The organism is Nonomuraea soli (assembly GCF_013761175.1).
Lineage (GTDB): Bacteria > Actinomycetota > Actinomycetes > Streptosporangiales > Streptosporangiaceae > Nonomuraea > Nonomuraea soli.
Genome location: NZ_JACDUR010000016.1, coordinates 1 through 16468, shown reverse-complemented (window position 1 = coordinate 16468; position 16468 = coordinate 1). Strand labels below are relative to the sequence as shown.

At 71.1% G+C, this 16468-nt stretch carries 9 protein-coding genes; 6 read left to right on the top strand and 3 right to left on the bottom strand.

Translation table 11 applies throughout. From position 1 onward, the window contains the following. Positions 1-113: 113 nt before the first annotated feature. A complete protein-coding gene (locus HNR30_RS46525; protein ID WP_181616672.1) occupies positions 114-497 on the bottom strand; it encodes a hypothetical protein in 384 nt (127 codons plus the stop codon). A 1394-nt stretch (positions 498-1891) separates the two neighbouring features. Between HNR30_RS46525 and HNR30_RS46520 the strand changes: the two genes are divergently transcribed. From HNR30_RS46520 to HNR30_RS46505, 4 genes are all read left to right on the top strand, one after another. Beyond that, positions 1892-2302 carry a hypothetical protein gene (locus HNR30_RS46520; protein ID WP_181616671.1) on the top strand — a complete coding sequence of 137 codons (411 nt, stop codon included), beginning with the start codon at positions 1892-1894 and terminating at the stop codon, positions 2300-2302. A 188-nt stretch (positions 2303-2490) separates the two neighbouring features. Next, entirely contained in the window at positions 2491-2652 is a 162-nt protein-coding gene (locus tag HNR30_RS46515) for a hypothetical protein (RefSeq protein ID WP_181616670.1), read from the top strand. A 1055-nt stretch (positions 2653-3707) separates the two neighbouring features. Next, positions 3708-5237: an MFS transporter gene (locus HNR30_RS46510; protein ID WP_181616669.1), complete on the top strand. Its 1530-nt coding sequence runs from the start codon at positions 3708-3710 to the stop codon at positions 5235-5237. Between the two features lie 36 nt (positions 5238-5273). Further along, a complete protein-coding gene (locus HNR30_RS46505) occupies positions 5274-5915 on the top strand; it encodes a TetR/AcrR family transcriptional regulator (protein WP_181616668.1) in 642 nt (213 codons plus the stop codon). Positions 5916-6164: 249 nt separating this feature from the next. Here HNR30_RS46505 and HNR30_RS46500 read toward each other — a convergent pair whose 3' ends face one another. Continuing rightward, positions 6165-6416 carry a hypothetical protein gene (locus HNR30_RS46500; RefSeq protein ID WP_181616667.1) on the bottom strand — a complete coding sequence of 84 codons (252 nt, stop codon included), beginning with the start codon at positions 6414-6416 and terminating at the stop codon, positions 6165-6167. Between the two features lie 322 nt (positions 6417-6738). Here HNR30_RS46500 and HNR30_RS46495 point away from each other — a divergent pair, with 322 nt between their 5' ends. Continuing rightward, a complete protein-coding gene (locus tag HNR30_RS46495) occupies positions 6739-13020 on the top strand; it encodes a non-ribosomal peptide synthetase (protein WP_181616666.1) in 6282 nt (2093 codons plus the stop codon). Next, positions 13011-16082 (top strand): non-ribosomal peptide synthetase, encoded by a 3072-nt coding sequence (locus HNR30_RS46490; RefSeq protein WP_181616665.1) that lies wholly within the window; start codon positions 13011-13013, stop codon positions 16080-16082. Before HNR30_RS46495 ends, HNR30_RS46490 begins: the two co-directional genes overlap by 10 nt. A gap of 74 nt (positions 16083-16156) precedes the next feature. Here the strand turns inward: HNR30_RS46490 and HNR30_RS46485 are convergent, their stop codons facing one another. Continuing rightward, entirely contained in the window at positions 16157-16294 is a 138-nt protein-coding gene (locus HNR30_RS46485) for a hypothetical protein (protein ID WP_181616664.1), read from the bottom strand. Positions 16295-16468 lie beyond the last annotated feature (174 nt).

Here is a 16468-nt window from a genome sequence, read left to right as displayed (position 1 = left end):
GCCACGTCTCGTCTCCAGGGAGCAGGAGCAGCACGTCGCCGTTCGCGAAGTGCGTGATGATGACCGGCTTCGCACGGACGGGTCGAGCTCCACGACCTGCTCCTTGTCTCGGTTCACGCGGCACCACCATTCGCGCAGCCGGTGCACCACCAGCCGGTCACTTCGATGGCCTGCACGGGCAGCGTCGCGGGCGGGGGTGGGGCGCCCACGACGAGCGGCTGCTTGCCTTCAACGGTTTCGGCGACGAAGAAGACGGCGGTCGGTCGCGCCCCGCAGGCAGGGCACCGCATCAAGCCGAACTCCTCCGGCATCACGAGTGCGCGGTGCGGGTGGTCCGGGGCGAGCCGGTGAGTGGCGGGGTCATTGCGGGCAGCGAAGCGGCTTCGAACGGCGGCACGGCCTAGCCGGGGCCGCGGCATGCCGGCACGGAGCATCAGCGACGGCCCTTCCAGGGCGTCCAGCACGATTCCAGCCGCCCCGCCGATCATCGAGGCCACCACCTACGAGGAGAGGAGGACGGCATGCGCGAGTGGGAGTGGACGCAGCGGCGCGACTGGGAGTGGGGCTGATGTGAAGGCGGCGCCGGCCTGAGGTCGGCGCCGCCACAGGGCGAAGGTCAGCCACGGGGACTCCTCCGCCGTGAGCTGTACGTCGCCGCCTGGGTACCGGAACAGCTAGATCAGCCGCCCGCGCTCCAGCGAGGTCGGCGGCCTCGGTCGGGGCCGGGGCCGCCGAACCTGGTTAGCGGGAGGCGATCATCGCGTGCGCCTCGGCGAGACGCTTGTGCATGTCGTCACCCACCTTCGGTGGTCCTTGGAGGAGACGGAGCGGGCAACTCGAGGTCGTCCATCCGGCCGTGGCAGCGCGGCCAGGAGTGCGCCGGTCCTGCTGGTCAGCCCTCCTCTCGTGATCGCTGCTTTCCACGCAGCCGTGAGGAGTCAGCGGCTCCAGCGGCTGGGGGCGGATACGAGTGCCGTGGTCGTCACACAGGACGCTCGCAGTGACTGCGGAGTCGGCCTCTGGGTCGTCGTGGGCCGGAAGCGCGCCGGGGAGATGCGGGCGGTCTTGCCTCGCGTGTCGCGCATCCACGGCGATTCGCCGTCTCTGGCGGCGTGCCGGTCCAGGCACTCCTGAATGGATGAGAATCGTGCACACGGCCTTGCCGTCCTCGATCGCGTACACGCGGAGGGTTCGGCCGGCGACGCCTTGATCGTTGTTCGGCCGTACCTGGCCGGTATGAACTTCGGGGGCTGCTGCGCGTACAGGCATCTAGGATCTCCGGGGTGTCAGGCTTCGGAGAGTTGGCGGTGGGCGCGAGTCGGCTCGCCATGAGCCGGCCGACCCAGTCGGCAGCCCCGGCAGCAGAGGCGGCCATCTGCCGGGCGGCGGAGGTGAACAGGCTCCCGGTCGGCTCGGCCTCAAGGCGGGAGAGGCGCAGGTTCACGTGACCCTCCGATCAGCGGGAGAGCAGGGTGGGCGCGATCTCGGGCATCGCGCGTCTCCTTGTCGTTACGATCTTGGAGGCGGGACGGCGGGGCCAGGCAGAGATGCCGGACCAGGGGAAGGTCAGCGCTATTCGCAGCCGGGGCACGGCTGTGGACCAGGTCATCCGGACTCGTCGCGGCCAAGAAGCCACCAGGTCGAGCAGCGCTGCTGGCGTGGCATCCGTGTGGAGGATCTGGACCGTCAACAGTGGCGGAACGAGCCGCCTCGGCAGTCCGGGTCACGCCTTTCCCAGCAGCAGTCGGCAAGGTCGCCGGCACGGACTTCTGGCGGGCGACCAGATCCTCGACCGGGCTCGCACAACCGGGCGCCTCAAGCAGACCGACCCCGAATGACCCTTCGCCTGCCGAAAAGCGGATCTATAGCGGCCGATGGCACCGTCGCCGCCATGAACTCGAGACAGCCTCTCCTTCGCCGAATCGCCCTGGTTCTCGCCACGACAGTCCTGACCACCCTGGCCGTTCCGGCATCCGCGAAGGCCACGCTGGCCTGGGTGTGCCCCAAGGGATCGGTGTGCTTCTACTACGACCCGGGCGCCACTCGCCTCGCCTGCCAGACACCGTCCGACGGCAACCCCGACTGCGACGGCGCCTGGATTTGGGCCATCTACAACCGGGGCTACACCGATCCGGGCCAGGACCACGCCTACGTCTCCGGCAACATGGCCCCCAAGGGCGCCTACAGCACCGGCTGCATCCACGTCGGACACAAGAAGGCCCTCGCCAGAGCGTGGATTCCTAACTGGGTCATCTGGTCCAGGGAGTGCAACACCGGTCTCGGTGAGGACTGGGAACTGTGAGCTCCCGCTGAGCAGTGCGGGGCCGGCCGGCAAGGAGCTGTTCAAGCCGGCACCCCGCCATCTCACGCAGCAGCCACATCGGGCACGCATGCTCACGCTCACCAGGCGGCGCGCAGCGGGTGCAATAGCTGACGCCTTTGGCCGGCTCCTCGACGTCGCTAGCAGGCGGCATGCTCCCGGGTGCGCTTGTGGACGCAGCCGACGACCACCGTGATCACGGGCACCGGCTGCTCATCGCACCCGGACCCCAGGACGAGGCATTCGTCAGCGACGTCGCCGATCTCGCCATGCGCGGACTCAGGCCCACCCACCAGATGGACCGACCGGCCACCCGGGACAGCACGCCGTAACACCCGTGCCTGTTCATCTGCCCCGGACTCGGCGGACCGTCTGTGAGCGACCTGGTGCTGCCGGGCCAAGGCCTTGCCGGGCCTCTACGCTCTTCGGTCCGCACAGCTATGGGACCTGCCCCGCCCTTCTGGTCCCTTCGGCCCTTCTCGCCTCTCTCACCCTTGGCTGCCCGACTGGGCTCCATTCGGACGCTGGTGGCGCGCGACCGCACCGGGCACCGGCGGCTTGTGGCGCGAGGACGCGCTGGTCGCCTCCGCCGAGGAGCTCGGCACGCGCGGCGGCTGGGCCACCGGGCTCAACCGGGCTCTGGTGAGCCGGTGGCGCTCGTCGTACCTTGTGTCGCTGTCGGTCGAGGCAGGGGAGATCGCTGCCGCCGGGCGCGGCGGGAGTCGGGCGCGGCGAGCTGCCGGAGGCGGCGCAGGCTCCACTGACCCCGGAGCGAGCAGGGGTGGACAGCGGGAGCGCAGGACCAGCAGCCCGATCAACGAACGACGGGCCGGATGGTCCTGGTATCCGAATACTGGATGAGCAAGGCACTCGTGCCCGGTCCTCAATACGCGACAACCTGGCCGTGACCTGGGCGCTGAGTCGCACGGGCGCGGGCTCGAGGAAGGGTCGGCTGACCAGGCCGGCGTTCATATGGCTCCCGCGCCCCGGCCCGCCCGGCTCTGCCGCCGCTCGAGAGTAGCGACGGTTGCATGAACGCGCACTGCGGTGCTCGCAAGACGGCCCATCGCCATCTCCCAGGTCGCCCGGCGCGGGACGGGGCCGGCGCGCGAGGTGGCGCCGGCGGGGACGTCGCCACCGGTAACGGTATTCGGGGACGCGCCACGGCCGGTGGACATCCCCGGTCGATCTCGCCCCACGTGGATGGGGGCCTGCGACGTCCAGCGACTCGGTCGGCACGAGTTCGCGCGGTGTGCGTCTCAGGAGGGCCACCCCAGGAGCACACGCTTGCGACAGGCGGGACGGGCCCATGCGCCCACTCTCCAACACATTGAACCATCGTACTATTTGTACTAACGTTCAAACACTTTCACTGAGGGAGGGCGTCATGTCAGAAGCCACGGTTCGGCCCGCGGGGCCGCGAGAGTGGGCGGGCCTGGGCTTGCTCGCGCTGCCGACGGTGCTCCTCGGCCTGGATCTCACCGTGCTCTATCTGGCCTTTCCGAGCATGGCCGAAGCGCTGAACCCGTCCACGACGCAAACCCTGTGGATCATGGACGCGTACGGCTTCTTCGTCGCCGGGTTGCTCATCACCATGGGGACGCTGGGTGACCGGATCGGACGGCGTCGTCTGCTGGTAATGGGCATGTCCGCATTCGCCGCGGTCTCGGTGCTGGCCGCCTTCGCCCCGAGCGCCGAGGTGCTGATACTCGCCCGAGCGCTGCTGGGGGTCGCCGGGGCCACGTTGATGCCCTCGACGTTGTCCCTGATCTCGAACATGTTCACCGAGGCGCGCCAGCGCGCGGTCGCGATCGGCATCTGGGCGATGATGTTCGCCCTGGGCATGGCAGCCGGTCCCGTGGTCGGCGGCGCCCTGGTCGACACGTTCTGGTGGGGAGCGGCGTTCCTCCTGGCCGTCCCCGTGGCGGTCGTCGTGCTGCCCGGGGCGCGGGCGCTGCTGCCCGAATATGCCGATCCTCAGGCGGGCCGCGTCGACCTGGTCAGCGTCGCCCTGTCGCTGGTCGCGATCCTGCCGGTGATATACGCGATCAAGCACCTCGCCGCGCACGGCCTCGGCCTCAGCACGGTGTTCCTCGTCGTAGCGGGCACCGCGGCCGGGGTCGCCTTCGTGCGTCGCCAGCGCGGCCTGGCCTCACCGCTCTTGGATGTCACGCTGTTCGCGAACCGGACATTCTCCGTGGCGCTGGGCGTGTTGCTGATCGGTCTGGTCGGGGTGGGCGGAACCATGTACCTGGTCACCCAGTATCTCCAGCTCGTCGCGGGGATGACGCCGTTCGTGGCGGGCCTGTGGATGGGGCCGCCCGCACTGGCGATGTTCGCCGCGGCGATCGGCGCGCCTCTCATCGCCAGGCGGGTGCGCCCCGGCCTCGTCATGGCCGGCACACTCGGCCTCTCGGTGATCGGCTACGCGCTGCTGGCCGCCGCGGGCACCGGCGACGCGGCGATGGTGGTGGCCGGATTCGCGTTCATCTACCTCGGCCTCGGCGCGATCGCGGCCCTCGGCACCGACATGGTCGTCGGCGCCGCACCGGCCTCCAAGTCCGGCTCGGCCGCGGCGATGTCCGAGACCGTCCAGGAACTGGGCATCGCGGTGGGCGTGGCGGTCCTCGGCAGCCTCACCACCGCCCTCTACACCGCCCGCATGGCCACTCCCGCGGACGTTTCGCCCGAGATCGGCAGACGTCTCACCGGCAGCCTCTCCGGAGCACTGGCGGTAGCCGATCACGTGCCCGCACCGATGGTGCAGGAAGCACGGCGCGTCTTCGCGAGCGGGGTGAACACCGCCTCAGCCGTGGCCGGTCTCGCGATCGTCATGGCGGCCGTGCTCTGCCTCACGGCGCTACGGCAGGTGCGTTCACTGGGAGAGAACACCCACGGTGGCACGGAGCAGCGGTGATGTGCACCACTACCCTGGAACGCACAGGAGGGGTGCATGAACGACGAGAGCGCGCACACCGATGGACGCAAGGCCCGGGGCAACAAACGCCGCGCCGAGATCATCGACGCGACCCTCGCCATCGTCACGCGCGACGGCGCCGCGGGCGTCACCCACCGCACCGTCGCCAAGCAGGCCGGCATCACGACCAGCCTGAGCACCTACTACTTCGCCACCCTCGATGACCTGCTCGTCGCGGCCCTGTCCAGCGTCGCCGACACCTACACCACTCGCATCCTCCAGATCCTCGACGGCCCCGGCGACAAGCTTCGCGGGCTGGCCGAGCTGATCGCGGAGTCCGGCGGGCCCGGCCGTGAACGCGCCCTGGCCGAGCGCGAGCTGTCCACCCTGGCAGCTCGCCGCCCGGCCCTGGCACCCGTCGCTCGCCGCTGGCGGGAGAACGTCGCCGAACTCGCAGCCACCCTCACCCACGACCCCGAGGAAATCGCCGCCCTCGTCGCCGCCTCCGACGGCCTGTGCACCGCCATCCTCATCGACAACGCCCCCGCGGACGCCGACTATGTTCACCGCATCCTGAACCGGGCCCTCAATGCGCCCCGTGATGCCGGCCAGGCCACCGCCGCACATCCGGCCCGTGACGATCTTGTCAGGCGCGTTACGCACGTTGTCCGGCCCTGAGGCATGTCGCACTCGCAGACCTGCCGAGGCGTCCGGCCAAGCCCGGAGCGGCGACGCGTGCGCGCCGGAGATGCCCTGAGCTGACCGATCGTCAGGTGGCTGCGACCTGGGCCATGGCCGCGCGACGGATCCGCTCTTCGAATGGCGACGCCCGAGATCCCTGGAGGACACGAACAGGCCACGTGACTGCGCGTTCACTTGTGGAAGATCGTCGGCGGAGGCGAGCCCGGCGGTCTCCGCTCTCGTCACTCAGGCGTCTGCGATGTTCTGCGAAGGCGATGGTACGGCTCCAGCCCCGAGCCGCCTCTTCTCGGCCTGGCACACGTGGCAGGCGCCCCGGGTGCCGGCGAGTCCGATCGCGGCCATGAGGGCGATCGCCGTCCACTGCCACGGCTCGGGCACGTGCAGGGCCAGGAACGAGACCTTGGCCGGCGAGCCGCTGAGCTTGATGCCCAAGGGAGCCAGTCCCTGCGGGAACAGGCCGAGGATGCCCACGGCCATAGCGGACCACTTGAGGGCCTGAGGCCTACCCGACATCGTCGTGAACGGGGACTCCCCACCTCCCGGCAGAGGTGTCCGGCCGGCCAGAACGCATCAGGTGCCGGGCGGAGGAGCCGCGGACCACAGGGCGGGCGATCCGCCGGGGTCCGAGCAGGGCGCGGCCCATCCCAGGGTGTCGAGCTTACGCGTCAGTCCAGATGCACCCTTTATGGATGGATAATTCGGGCTAAATCACCTAACCCAAAAGGGCATTTGTCAGGAGACAGGCGAGTGTGTATGAATCTTCCTTAATGTGGCGTTCACCCTAGGAAGTGAGACGGCATTGACAAGCTCGCCCGGGCTTTCCTCAGGCGATGTCCACCTCTCCGACACCAAGCGAGCCCTGCTGGACCAGCGCCTCCGCCGCCGCTCCGCCACCAGGCCGGCCGGCATCCCGCGACGGCGGCCAGACGACGAGATTCCCCTGACCTTCGCCCAGGAAGGTCTGTGGTTCATGGAGCAGTTCGCTCCCGGCACAGCCGCCTACACCATTCCTCTCGTCCTGCGCCTGCGCGGGAATCTCGATCGTGAACGCCTGCACGGCGCGTTTCACGCGGTCACGGACCGGCACGAAATCCTGCGCACCCGTTTTCCCGCCGACCACGACGGCAGGCCGGTGGTCGAGGTTTCCGCCGGCGGGGCGATCCCCCTGAAGACGCTGACCGCGGCCGACGAGGACACCGCCCGCGAGCTGCTGAGCGAGGAGCTGGGCAGGCCGTTCGACATCGCCACCGAGCTTCCCCTGCGCGCCGCCCTGGTCCGCCTGGCCGACGACGACCACATCCTGCTGGTGACCGTTCACCACATCGCCGCCGACGGCTGGTCGTCGCAGATCCTGGCCGGTGAGCTGCGCACGTTCTACGCGGGCCACACCCCGCCGGAGCTGCCTCTGCAGTACGGCGACTTCGCCGTCTGGCAGCGCGGGCGCCCGGTCGACGAGGGCGATCTCGCCTACTGGCGCGCCCGGCTGTCCGGCGTCCCGCCCATCGACCTGCCCTTGGACGGCAGGCGCGGGGCCGCGGCCACCTTCGACGGCGCCTCGTACTCCTTTCTGATCGGGCCCGAGCTGCTGGCCGCCGCCCAGCGCCTGGCGCGCGAGCACGACGCCACGCTGTACATGGTGGTCCTGGCCGTCTATCAGGCGTTGCTCGGCCGCCACAGCGGGCAGGACGACTTCGCCGTCGGCACCCCGGCCGGGGGGCGGGCGCGCGGTGAGCTGGAGCCGCTCATCGGCATGTTCGTCAACATGCTCGCGATGCGGGCCGAGCTGGGCGGCGATCCCACCTTCGCCGAGCTGCTCGCCAGGGTGCGGCAGAGCACGCTCGACGCCTTCGCCCATCAGCTGCTGCCGTTCGAGCAGCTGATCGGGGAGCTCGGGCTGGCTCGCGACGCCTCGCGTACCGCCGTCTTCCAGGTCGCGCTCGCCCTGCAGAGCTACGACGAGCAGAGCGCCGCCTGGCCGGGGCTGGTGGCCGAGCCGTACCCTCTGACGGCCCGGGCGGCGCCGTTCGAGCTGGAGCTGTTCCTCACCGAGCGCGCCGACGGGCTGGACGCGCTGTTCGTCTACAACCGGGATCTGCTGGCCGAGGAGACCGTCGCCGAGCTGGGCGAGCGGTTCGTGACGTTGCTGCGCGCCGCCGCCGAGGCGCCGCAGCTGCGGGTGTGCGATCTGGACATGCTGGCCGAGGGGGAGCACGAGCGGCTCCTCGCCCTGGCAGAGGGTCCGCGCGTGCCGTACGACAGGAGCGCGACGCTCGGCGCGCTGTTCGAGGAGCAGGCGGCGCGCACGCCGGGCGCGGTCGCGTTGGAGTACGGCGCGCAGCGGCTTACCTACGCCGAGCTGGAGCGGCGGTCGGCTGATCTGGCGCGGCGATTACGCGAGCTCGGCGCACGGCCGGGCGCCAGGGTCGCGGTCGCTATGGAGCGCTCGCCCGACCTGGTGGTGAGCCTGCTGGCGGTGGTGCGGTCAGGGGCCGCCTACGTCCCGCTGGACCCCGACTATCCACGCGAGCGCCTGGACTTCATGCTGCGGGACGCCCGCGCGGCGATCCTGCTGCCCGAGCAGTCGACGTACGAGCACGACCCCCTGCCGGACGTCGCGCTGACGTCGGGCCATCCGGCCTACATGATCTACACCTCGGGCTCGACCGGCCGCCCGAAGGGGGTGCCCAACCCCCACTCCGCCATCGTCAACCGCCTGCACTGGATGCAGAGCCGCTTCGGCCTGGGCGGCGACGACGCGGTGATGCAGAAGACGCCCGCCGGATTCGACGTCTCGGTCTGGGAGTTCTTCTGGCCGATCATCACCGGCGCCCGTCTCGTGATCGCCGAGCCCGGCGGCCACCGCGACACCGCCTACCTGCGCGACCTCATCATCAGCGGACGCGTGACGACCATGCACTTCGTGCCGTCGATGCTCGCCGCCTTCCTGGAGGAGGACGGCATCGAGCGCTGCCGGTCGCTCAGGCGGGTGATCTGCAGCGGCGAGGAGCTGCCCGCCGCCGTGGCCGCCCGCTTCTTCGAGCGGCTGCCCGGGGTGGAGCTGCACAATCTGTACGGCCCGACCGAGGCCGCCGTCGACGTGACGGCCTGGCGGTGCGTGCCCGGCGAGCAGCGGATCGCGATCGGGCATCCGGTGCAGAACACGCGCATCCACATCCTCGACGCCCGCATGCGGCCCGTCCCCTGCGGAGTGCCGGGTGAGCTGCACATCGGCGGCGTCCAGGTGGCGCAGGGTTACCACGACCGGCCGGGCCTGACCGCCGAGCGCTTCCTGCCCGACCCGTACGGCTCGCCGGGAGAACGCCTCTACCGCACCGGCGACCTGGCCAGGCTGCGGCGCGACGGTGCCGTGGAGTTCCTCGGCCGCCTCGACCACCAGGTCAAGATCCGCGGGCAGCGGGTCGAGCCCGGCGAGATCGAGGCCGTGCTGCGCGAACAGCCCGGCGTGCGCGAGGCCCTGGTCGTGGCCGATCCGGAGGGCCTGGTGGCCTACCTGACAGGCGAGGAGGCAGACCTCCGTGCCCGTCTGAAGGAACTGCTGCCCGACCACATGATCCCCGGCGCCTACGTCTGGCTGGACACGCTTCCCCTCAGCCCCAACGGCAAGGTGAACCGGGCCGCCCTGCCGAAACCCACCCGCACCGGCGGCGAGGGCGCGCCCCCGAGCACGCCTACAGAGATCGCCGTCGCCGGGATCTGGGGCGACCTGCTGGGCGTGCCCGGCATCAGGGCCGACGACGACTTCTTCGAGATCGGCGGCCATTCCCTGGTCGCCATCCAGGTCGTGGCCAGGCTGCGCAAGCTGCTCGCGCCGGTCGAAGGCCGCTCGGTGGGCGTCATGGACCTGTTCAAACACTCGACCGTGCGCGCACTCGCCGCGTTCATCGACGGTCCGGCACCGGCCGGGAACGAGGCCCGCGACCTGCTGCACCGCCTCACCCGCTCCCGCACCACGCCCGCGCTCACCCTCGTCTGCTTCCCGTACGGCGGTGGCAGCGCCCTGGTCTACCAGCCCCTGGCCGACGCGCTGCCGGAGGAGTGCGCGCTCTACTCCATGGCCTTCCCCGGCCACGACCCCGGCCGCCCCGACGAACCGGTCATGCCGCTGGAGGAGGTCATCGAGCGCTGCGTGCGCGAGATCCTCGACCACATCGACGGCACCATCGCCCTGTACGGCCACTGCGGCATCGGCGGCGCGGTCACCGCCGAGGTCGCCAGACGGCTGGAGGCCCGGGGCAGGGAGCTGGCGGCGGTCTACATCGGCGCCATCTTCCCCTTCGCCCGGCCGCGCGGACGTGTCGCAGGGCCCCTCGGCCGCCTGCTGCGCAGCGACCGGCTGCGCGGCGACCGCGTCTACGAGAACCGCATGAAGGCCATGGGCAACGACATCTCCGGCCTGGACGAGGAGCAGGTCAGGTTCATGGTCCGCAACCAGCGGCGCGACACGCTGATCGCGGAGGAGTCGTTCACCCGCATGTTGTCGGAGCGGGGCGAACCCCTGCGCGCGCCCGTCATCGCGGTCGTCGGCGAGCAGGACCCGGCCACCGACTACTACCGTGAGCGTTACCGCGAGTGGCAGTTCCTGTCTCCCACGAACGCGCTGGTCATTCTCGACGAGGCCGGTCACTACTACCTGAAATATCGTGCCGACGACCTCGCCCAGGTCCTCACCAACACGCACATCGCGATGGAGTACGGCTCGGCCGACGCCCTCAGCCGCTCAGCTCGCGGACCGGCCGCCGGGTGGTGGGTCGAGGCGACCTCCGGCCAGGAACCGCCCCGCGCGGACGCGCCGCCGCCGAGCCTGCGCCGATTCCTGGCGGTCTCGCTGTTCCAGCTCGTCTCCATGGTCGGCACCGCGGTCACCGACTTCGCGATCCCGATCTGGGTGTACACCACCACCGGATCCCTGCTGAACTTCGCCCTGCTGGTCGCCCTGGCGATCATGCCGGGCGTGATCGCCTCCCCGCTGATCGGCGCCGTCGTCGACCGCAGCGGCAAACGCCGGATGATGGTGCTGGGCAACTGCCTGGCCGGAGGCGTTCAGCTCCTGTTCGGCGTGCTGCTGTGGACCGGGAGCCTGGCCACCTGGCACATCTACCCGCTGGTCGCCGCGCTCTCGGTCATGCTCGTCTTCCAGCGGGTGGCCTACAGCGCCGCGCTGCCCCAGCTCGTGCCCAAGCAGTATCTCGGGCACGCGGCAGGCGTGGTCCAGATGCTCATCGGCACCTCCCAGTTCGTCGCCCCGCTGCTGGCCGTCGCGCTGCTGGCCGGGATCGGGCTCGGCGGCATCCTGGTGATCGACGTGGCCAGCTTCGCCGTCGTGCTCGCGGCGCTGGCCCTCATCCGCTTCCCCGCGACGCTCGGGCTGGAGCGGCGCGAGACGCTGGCGGCCGAGATCGCCGAGGGATTCCGCATGTCGCTGGGCAACCGGCACCTGCGGGCGGCGCTGATCTACTTCGCGGTGCTCAACATCATGCTGGCCGCGGTGCTGATGTCGATCTCGCCGCTGGTGTTGTCGTTCGCCGACCTCGACACCGCCGGGCGCATCTCGTTCGTCGGCGGTCTCGGCGCCACGCTGGGCGGCGTCGTGGTGGCGCTGTGGGGCGGGCCGCGCCGGCGCCGGATGCGGGCCGTGCTGCTGGGGACCCTCGCGCTCAGCGTGTTCGCGATCCTGACCGGGCTGCACGCCTCGCCGGCCGTCGTAGGGGTGGGGGCGTTCGGGCTGTGGTGCAGCCTGTCGATCGTCAACGGCGTCTTCATGACGATCATCCACGTGAAGGTGCCCCAGCGTTTCCACGGCCGGGTCATGGCGTTCAACCAGATGGTCTCCTGGTCGACGCTGCCCGTCGGCATGGCCGTGGTCGCCCCGCTGGGCGAGCGGCTGCTGGAGCCGCTCATGGCTCCCGGCGGCGCGCTGGCCGGCAGCGTGGGCGCGGTCATCGGCGTCGGGCAGGGCCGCGGCATCGCCTTGATGTACATCGTGCTCGGGCTGGGCATCGCGGTCCACGCGCTGGTGTCGATGCGCGTGCCCGTGCTGGCGCGGTTCGACACCGATGTGCCGGAAGCCGACCCCGACGACCTCGTCGGCGCCCGGGCCCTGCAGGCTCGGGCGGGCAACACCGTCAGCCTCGCCTGGAGCGCGCCCGCCTTCGCCAAGGCCCTGACCATGCCGCTCAGCGCGGCCAAGGCGAGCCAACTGATCGGCGAGCCGGTGAGTGAGGTGACGCTGCGCACCGGAGGCGAGATCAGCGCCGTCTACGAGGTCAGGACCGGTAGCAGGGAACTGATCTTCAAGCTCTACCCCGGGCTGTTCACCGAACGGATGAGCAAGGAGCAGCAGGTCTACGAGCTGCTCGGCCGTACCGGAGCAGCCGCACCGGCGGTGGTGCGCGCCGACGACTCCAGGCGGGACCTGCCGCAGGCCTACCTCGTCATGACGAAGGTGCCGGGCAGGCCGCTGTCGCAGGTGTCGGCCGGGCTGGACCACGACACGATCCTGCGGCTCTACCGCGAGATGGGCGGCCTGCTGCGTGCCGTGCACGGCGTGGAGCTGACCTCGTTCGGCCCGATCGACGGCCTGCGCGAACCGACCAACGACGCCTACGTCGGAGGGCAGTTCGACCTCAAGCTCGCCCAGTTCGCGGAGTTCGGCGGCGATCCGGCCCTGCACGCCTCGCTCGTGGAGCGGGTGCGCGCCGACCGGCGCCTGCTGGCCCGCTGCGCCACACCCGTGCTGCTGCACCACGACTTCCACGAGCGCAACGTCATGGTCGCCGAGCGCGACGGCCGCTGGGAGCTGACCGGTCTCATCGACGTCGAGAACGCCCTCGCCGGCGACCCCCTCATGGACCTGGCCCGCACCGACTACTTCGCCGTCCGCGGCGACGTCCACCGCCGCCGCGCCCTGCTGGAGGGGTACGGCGAGCTGCCCGCCGACCACGAGGAACGGCTCGCGTTCTACCGGCTCTACCACGCGCTCGACCAGTGGCACTGGCTGGCCACCATCGGCGAGGTCAGCGCGCTGGAGCCGATCACCAGGGAGATCCGCGCATGCCTGTGACCGAAGACGTCTTCCCCGCCTCCTTCGCCCAGGAGCGCATCTGGTTCCTCCACCAGCTCCACCCCGGCCTGCCGTTGTACAACATCGCGGGAGTCTCCAAGCTGGAGCGGCTCGGCCCGATCGACCCCGAGCTGGTCGAAACGGCCATCCAGATCATCTTCGACCGGCACGAACCCCTGCGCACCCGCTTCGAGCTGCGCGACGAGCAGGTCGTCCAGGTGATCGCCCAGAACCTCCCGGTACGGCTGGCCAGGACCGATCTGAGCGGCTCGCCCGAGGATCTCGACGCCCTGGCGGCCGCCGACGCCGCCGAGCCGTTCGACCTCGCCAGCCCGCCCCTGTGGCGTGCGCGGCTGGTGGAGCTCGGCGGCGGGCAGTGGCGCCTGATCATCGTCACCCACCACATCGTCTACGACGCGTGGTCGGCAGCGATCTTCGCCGACGACCTGGCCGAGGTCTACCAGGCGCTGCGCGAGGGCCGCGAGCCCGTCCTGGCCAAGCTGGAGATTCAGTACGCGGACTACGCCGTCTGGCAGCGTGATCAGCCCCTCGACGCCGGCCTGGACTACTGGCGCACGAAGCTGGCCGGATCGGTGCCGCTGGAGATCACCCCCGACCGTCCGCGGCCGGCCGAGTTCACCTACGCGGGACGCCTGCACCCCTTCACCGTCCCCGCCGAGCTGTCCGGCCAGGTCGGCGCGCTGGCCAGAGCCCGGGGCGTGACGTCGTTCACGGTGGTGTTCACCGCGTTCGCCGCGCTGCTCGCCCGCTGGAGCGGGCAGCACGACGTGGTGATCGGCTCGCCCGTCGCCGCCCGTGAGGAACCCGAGTTCAACCCGATCATCGGCATGTTCGTCAACACCCTGCCGATGCGCACCGACCTGTCGGGAGACCCGTCCTTCGCCGACGCGCTGGAGCGGGTCGGCGACACGGTCATGGAGGCACTCGAACACCAGGATGTCCCCTTCGCCCGCATCGTCGGCGCGGTCAACCCGCCCCGCGACCCCGCGCGCACGCCGCTCTACCAGATCGCCTTCAACCAGCTGCCCTTCGACGTGCGCGGCCAGATCGGCACCGGCACCACCAAGACCGACCTCACGCTGGAGCTGCAGAACACGCAGGGCGAGATGCACGGCTGGCTGGAGTACAGCACCGACCTGTACGACCCCGACACGATCGCCGCCCTCGCCGAGGGCTACCTCGCGCTGCTCCGTACGGCCGTCGCCGACCCCTCGCTGCCGCTGTCGCGCCTGCCGCTGATGAGCGCCGGGCGACGCGAGGAGGTGGCGCGCTCCTGGCACGGAGCCACGAGCCCCTATCCCGCGGCGACGCTGCACGAGCTCGTGACCGGCCAGGCCGCCAGGACGCCAGGAGCTGTCGCGGTCGTCGTCCCGCACGAGAACCGCACTCTCACCTACGGCGAACTCGACGAACGTTCCGAGTCGCTCGCCCGACTCCTGGTGTCACGCGGGGCCGGCGTCGAGACGCCGGTCGCGGTCTGCCTGCCGCCGGGAGCCGACCTCGTCGTGGCGCTGCTCGCGGTGCTCAAGGCGGGGGCCTGCTACGTGCCGCTCGACCCGCGCTACCCCGAGGAGCGGCTGCGCTTCATGCTGGAGGACTCCGGGGCCACGCTCGCGCTGAGCAGGGCGGCGCTGGCCGGACGGCTACGCGGCGTCAAGATCCTGACCGACCTCGCGCCCCGCGCCGCCGAGGGTCCGCCGCTGCCGCACGTCACCCCCGACCACCTGGCCTACACCATCTACACCTCCGGCTCGACCGGGGTGCCCAAGGGCGTCATGGTGCCGCACCGGGGCGTGGTCAACCTCGTGGAGTCGCTGGCCTTCACCCCGGACGAGCGCATGCTCCTGCTCACCCCGCTCTCCTTCGACATCGCCGGGCTGGAACTGTTCGGGCCGCTGCTGGCCGGGGGGACGGTCGTCGTCGCGCCGCCGGACGGCCCGCTGACGGAGCTCCTCGTCGAGCAGCGGGTGACGACCGTGCAGGCGCCGCCGTCCGTCCTTGAGGAGATCGCCGCCCAGCTGCCGCCCGGCCTGCCCCGCGTGCTCAGCGGCGGCGAGCCGCTGCCGCTCTCGCTCGCCACGCGCCTGCAGGAGACCGCCGTCGAGCTGCACAACATGTACGGCCCGACGGAGACCACCATCTGGTCGCTCACCCACCGCATGCACCCCGGCGACCAGGCCGTCCCCATCGGCACCCCCGTCGCCAACACCACCGCCCACGTGCTGAGCAAGGCGATGGACCCGGTGCCGCCCGGGGTGATCGGCGAGTTGTACCTCGGCGGCGACGGCCTCGCACGCGGCTACCACCGCAGGCCCGCCCTCACCGCCGCACGCTTCGTCCCCGACCCCTTCGGTACGGCGGGCGGCCGCCTCTACCGCACCGGCGACCTGGTCCGCCGCCTGGCCAACGGCACCCTCGAGTTCGTCGGCAGGGCGGACGATCAGGTCAAGGTGAGAGGCGTCCGCATCGAGCTCGGAGAGGTCGAGGCCGCCCTCACCAGCCATCCGGGCGTCACCCGCGCCGTGGCCGCCGTCCGGGACGACGCCCCCGGCGGCCGCGCCCTGGTCGGATACGTGGACCAGGCGGCGCCCGTGGCCGAACTCCGCGCCTACCTGCAGGAGCGCCTGCCGTCCACGATGGTGCCCAGCCTCTTCGTCCCGGTCGCCGACTTCCCCCGGCTTCCCAACGGCAAGCTCGATCGTGCGGCCCTGCCCTGTCCGGCACCGGCCGCCGCCTCTGTCGCCTTCGCCGCCGCCGCCCCGGAGACGGCGGCGCAGGAGCTGGTCCACGAGATCTGGACCGAGGTGCTCGGCAGGCAGGGGTTCGGCGTCGACGAGGACTTCTTCGACCTCGGCGGGCACTCCATGCTCGGCACCCGGGTGGTCGCCAGGATCTGCTCGGAGCTGGAGATCGAGCTGCCGGTCAACGCCCTCTTCCTCACCAGGACGGTGCGCCGCCTGGCCGTCGCGGTGGAGGCCGCACTCGCCACCGAGATCGACCGGCTGTCGGAGGAGGAGGCGGCCGCCCTGATGGACACCTGATCGGGGCCTGGCTCTCCGACCGTCAGGTGACCGCGGGAGGCGGGGTGGTGAGCGGGGCTCAGGTGATCACTCGTTCACTCGGCGCGGGAGCGGTCGGTCAGGCCGGGCCGGACGTAGGCGCGGGCGCCACCGACGACGGTGCCGATCAGCCTGCGCAGCTTCGTCTGGGTCTGAGGGGTCCATTCCCCGGAACGCGCAGATGGGAGGGCCAATCCGGCCCTGAAACCATGCAACGGTGAATCCCGACCCCCCACCCACCGCCGTGTCCGGCCGAGCAAGGCGGAAGCCGACCCAGCAACTCGATCGCGTGATCATCCGTTTCGCCGGCGACTCCGGCGACGGCATGCAGCTCACCGGCGACCGCTTCACCGCCGGCACCGCCGAGT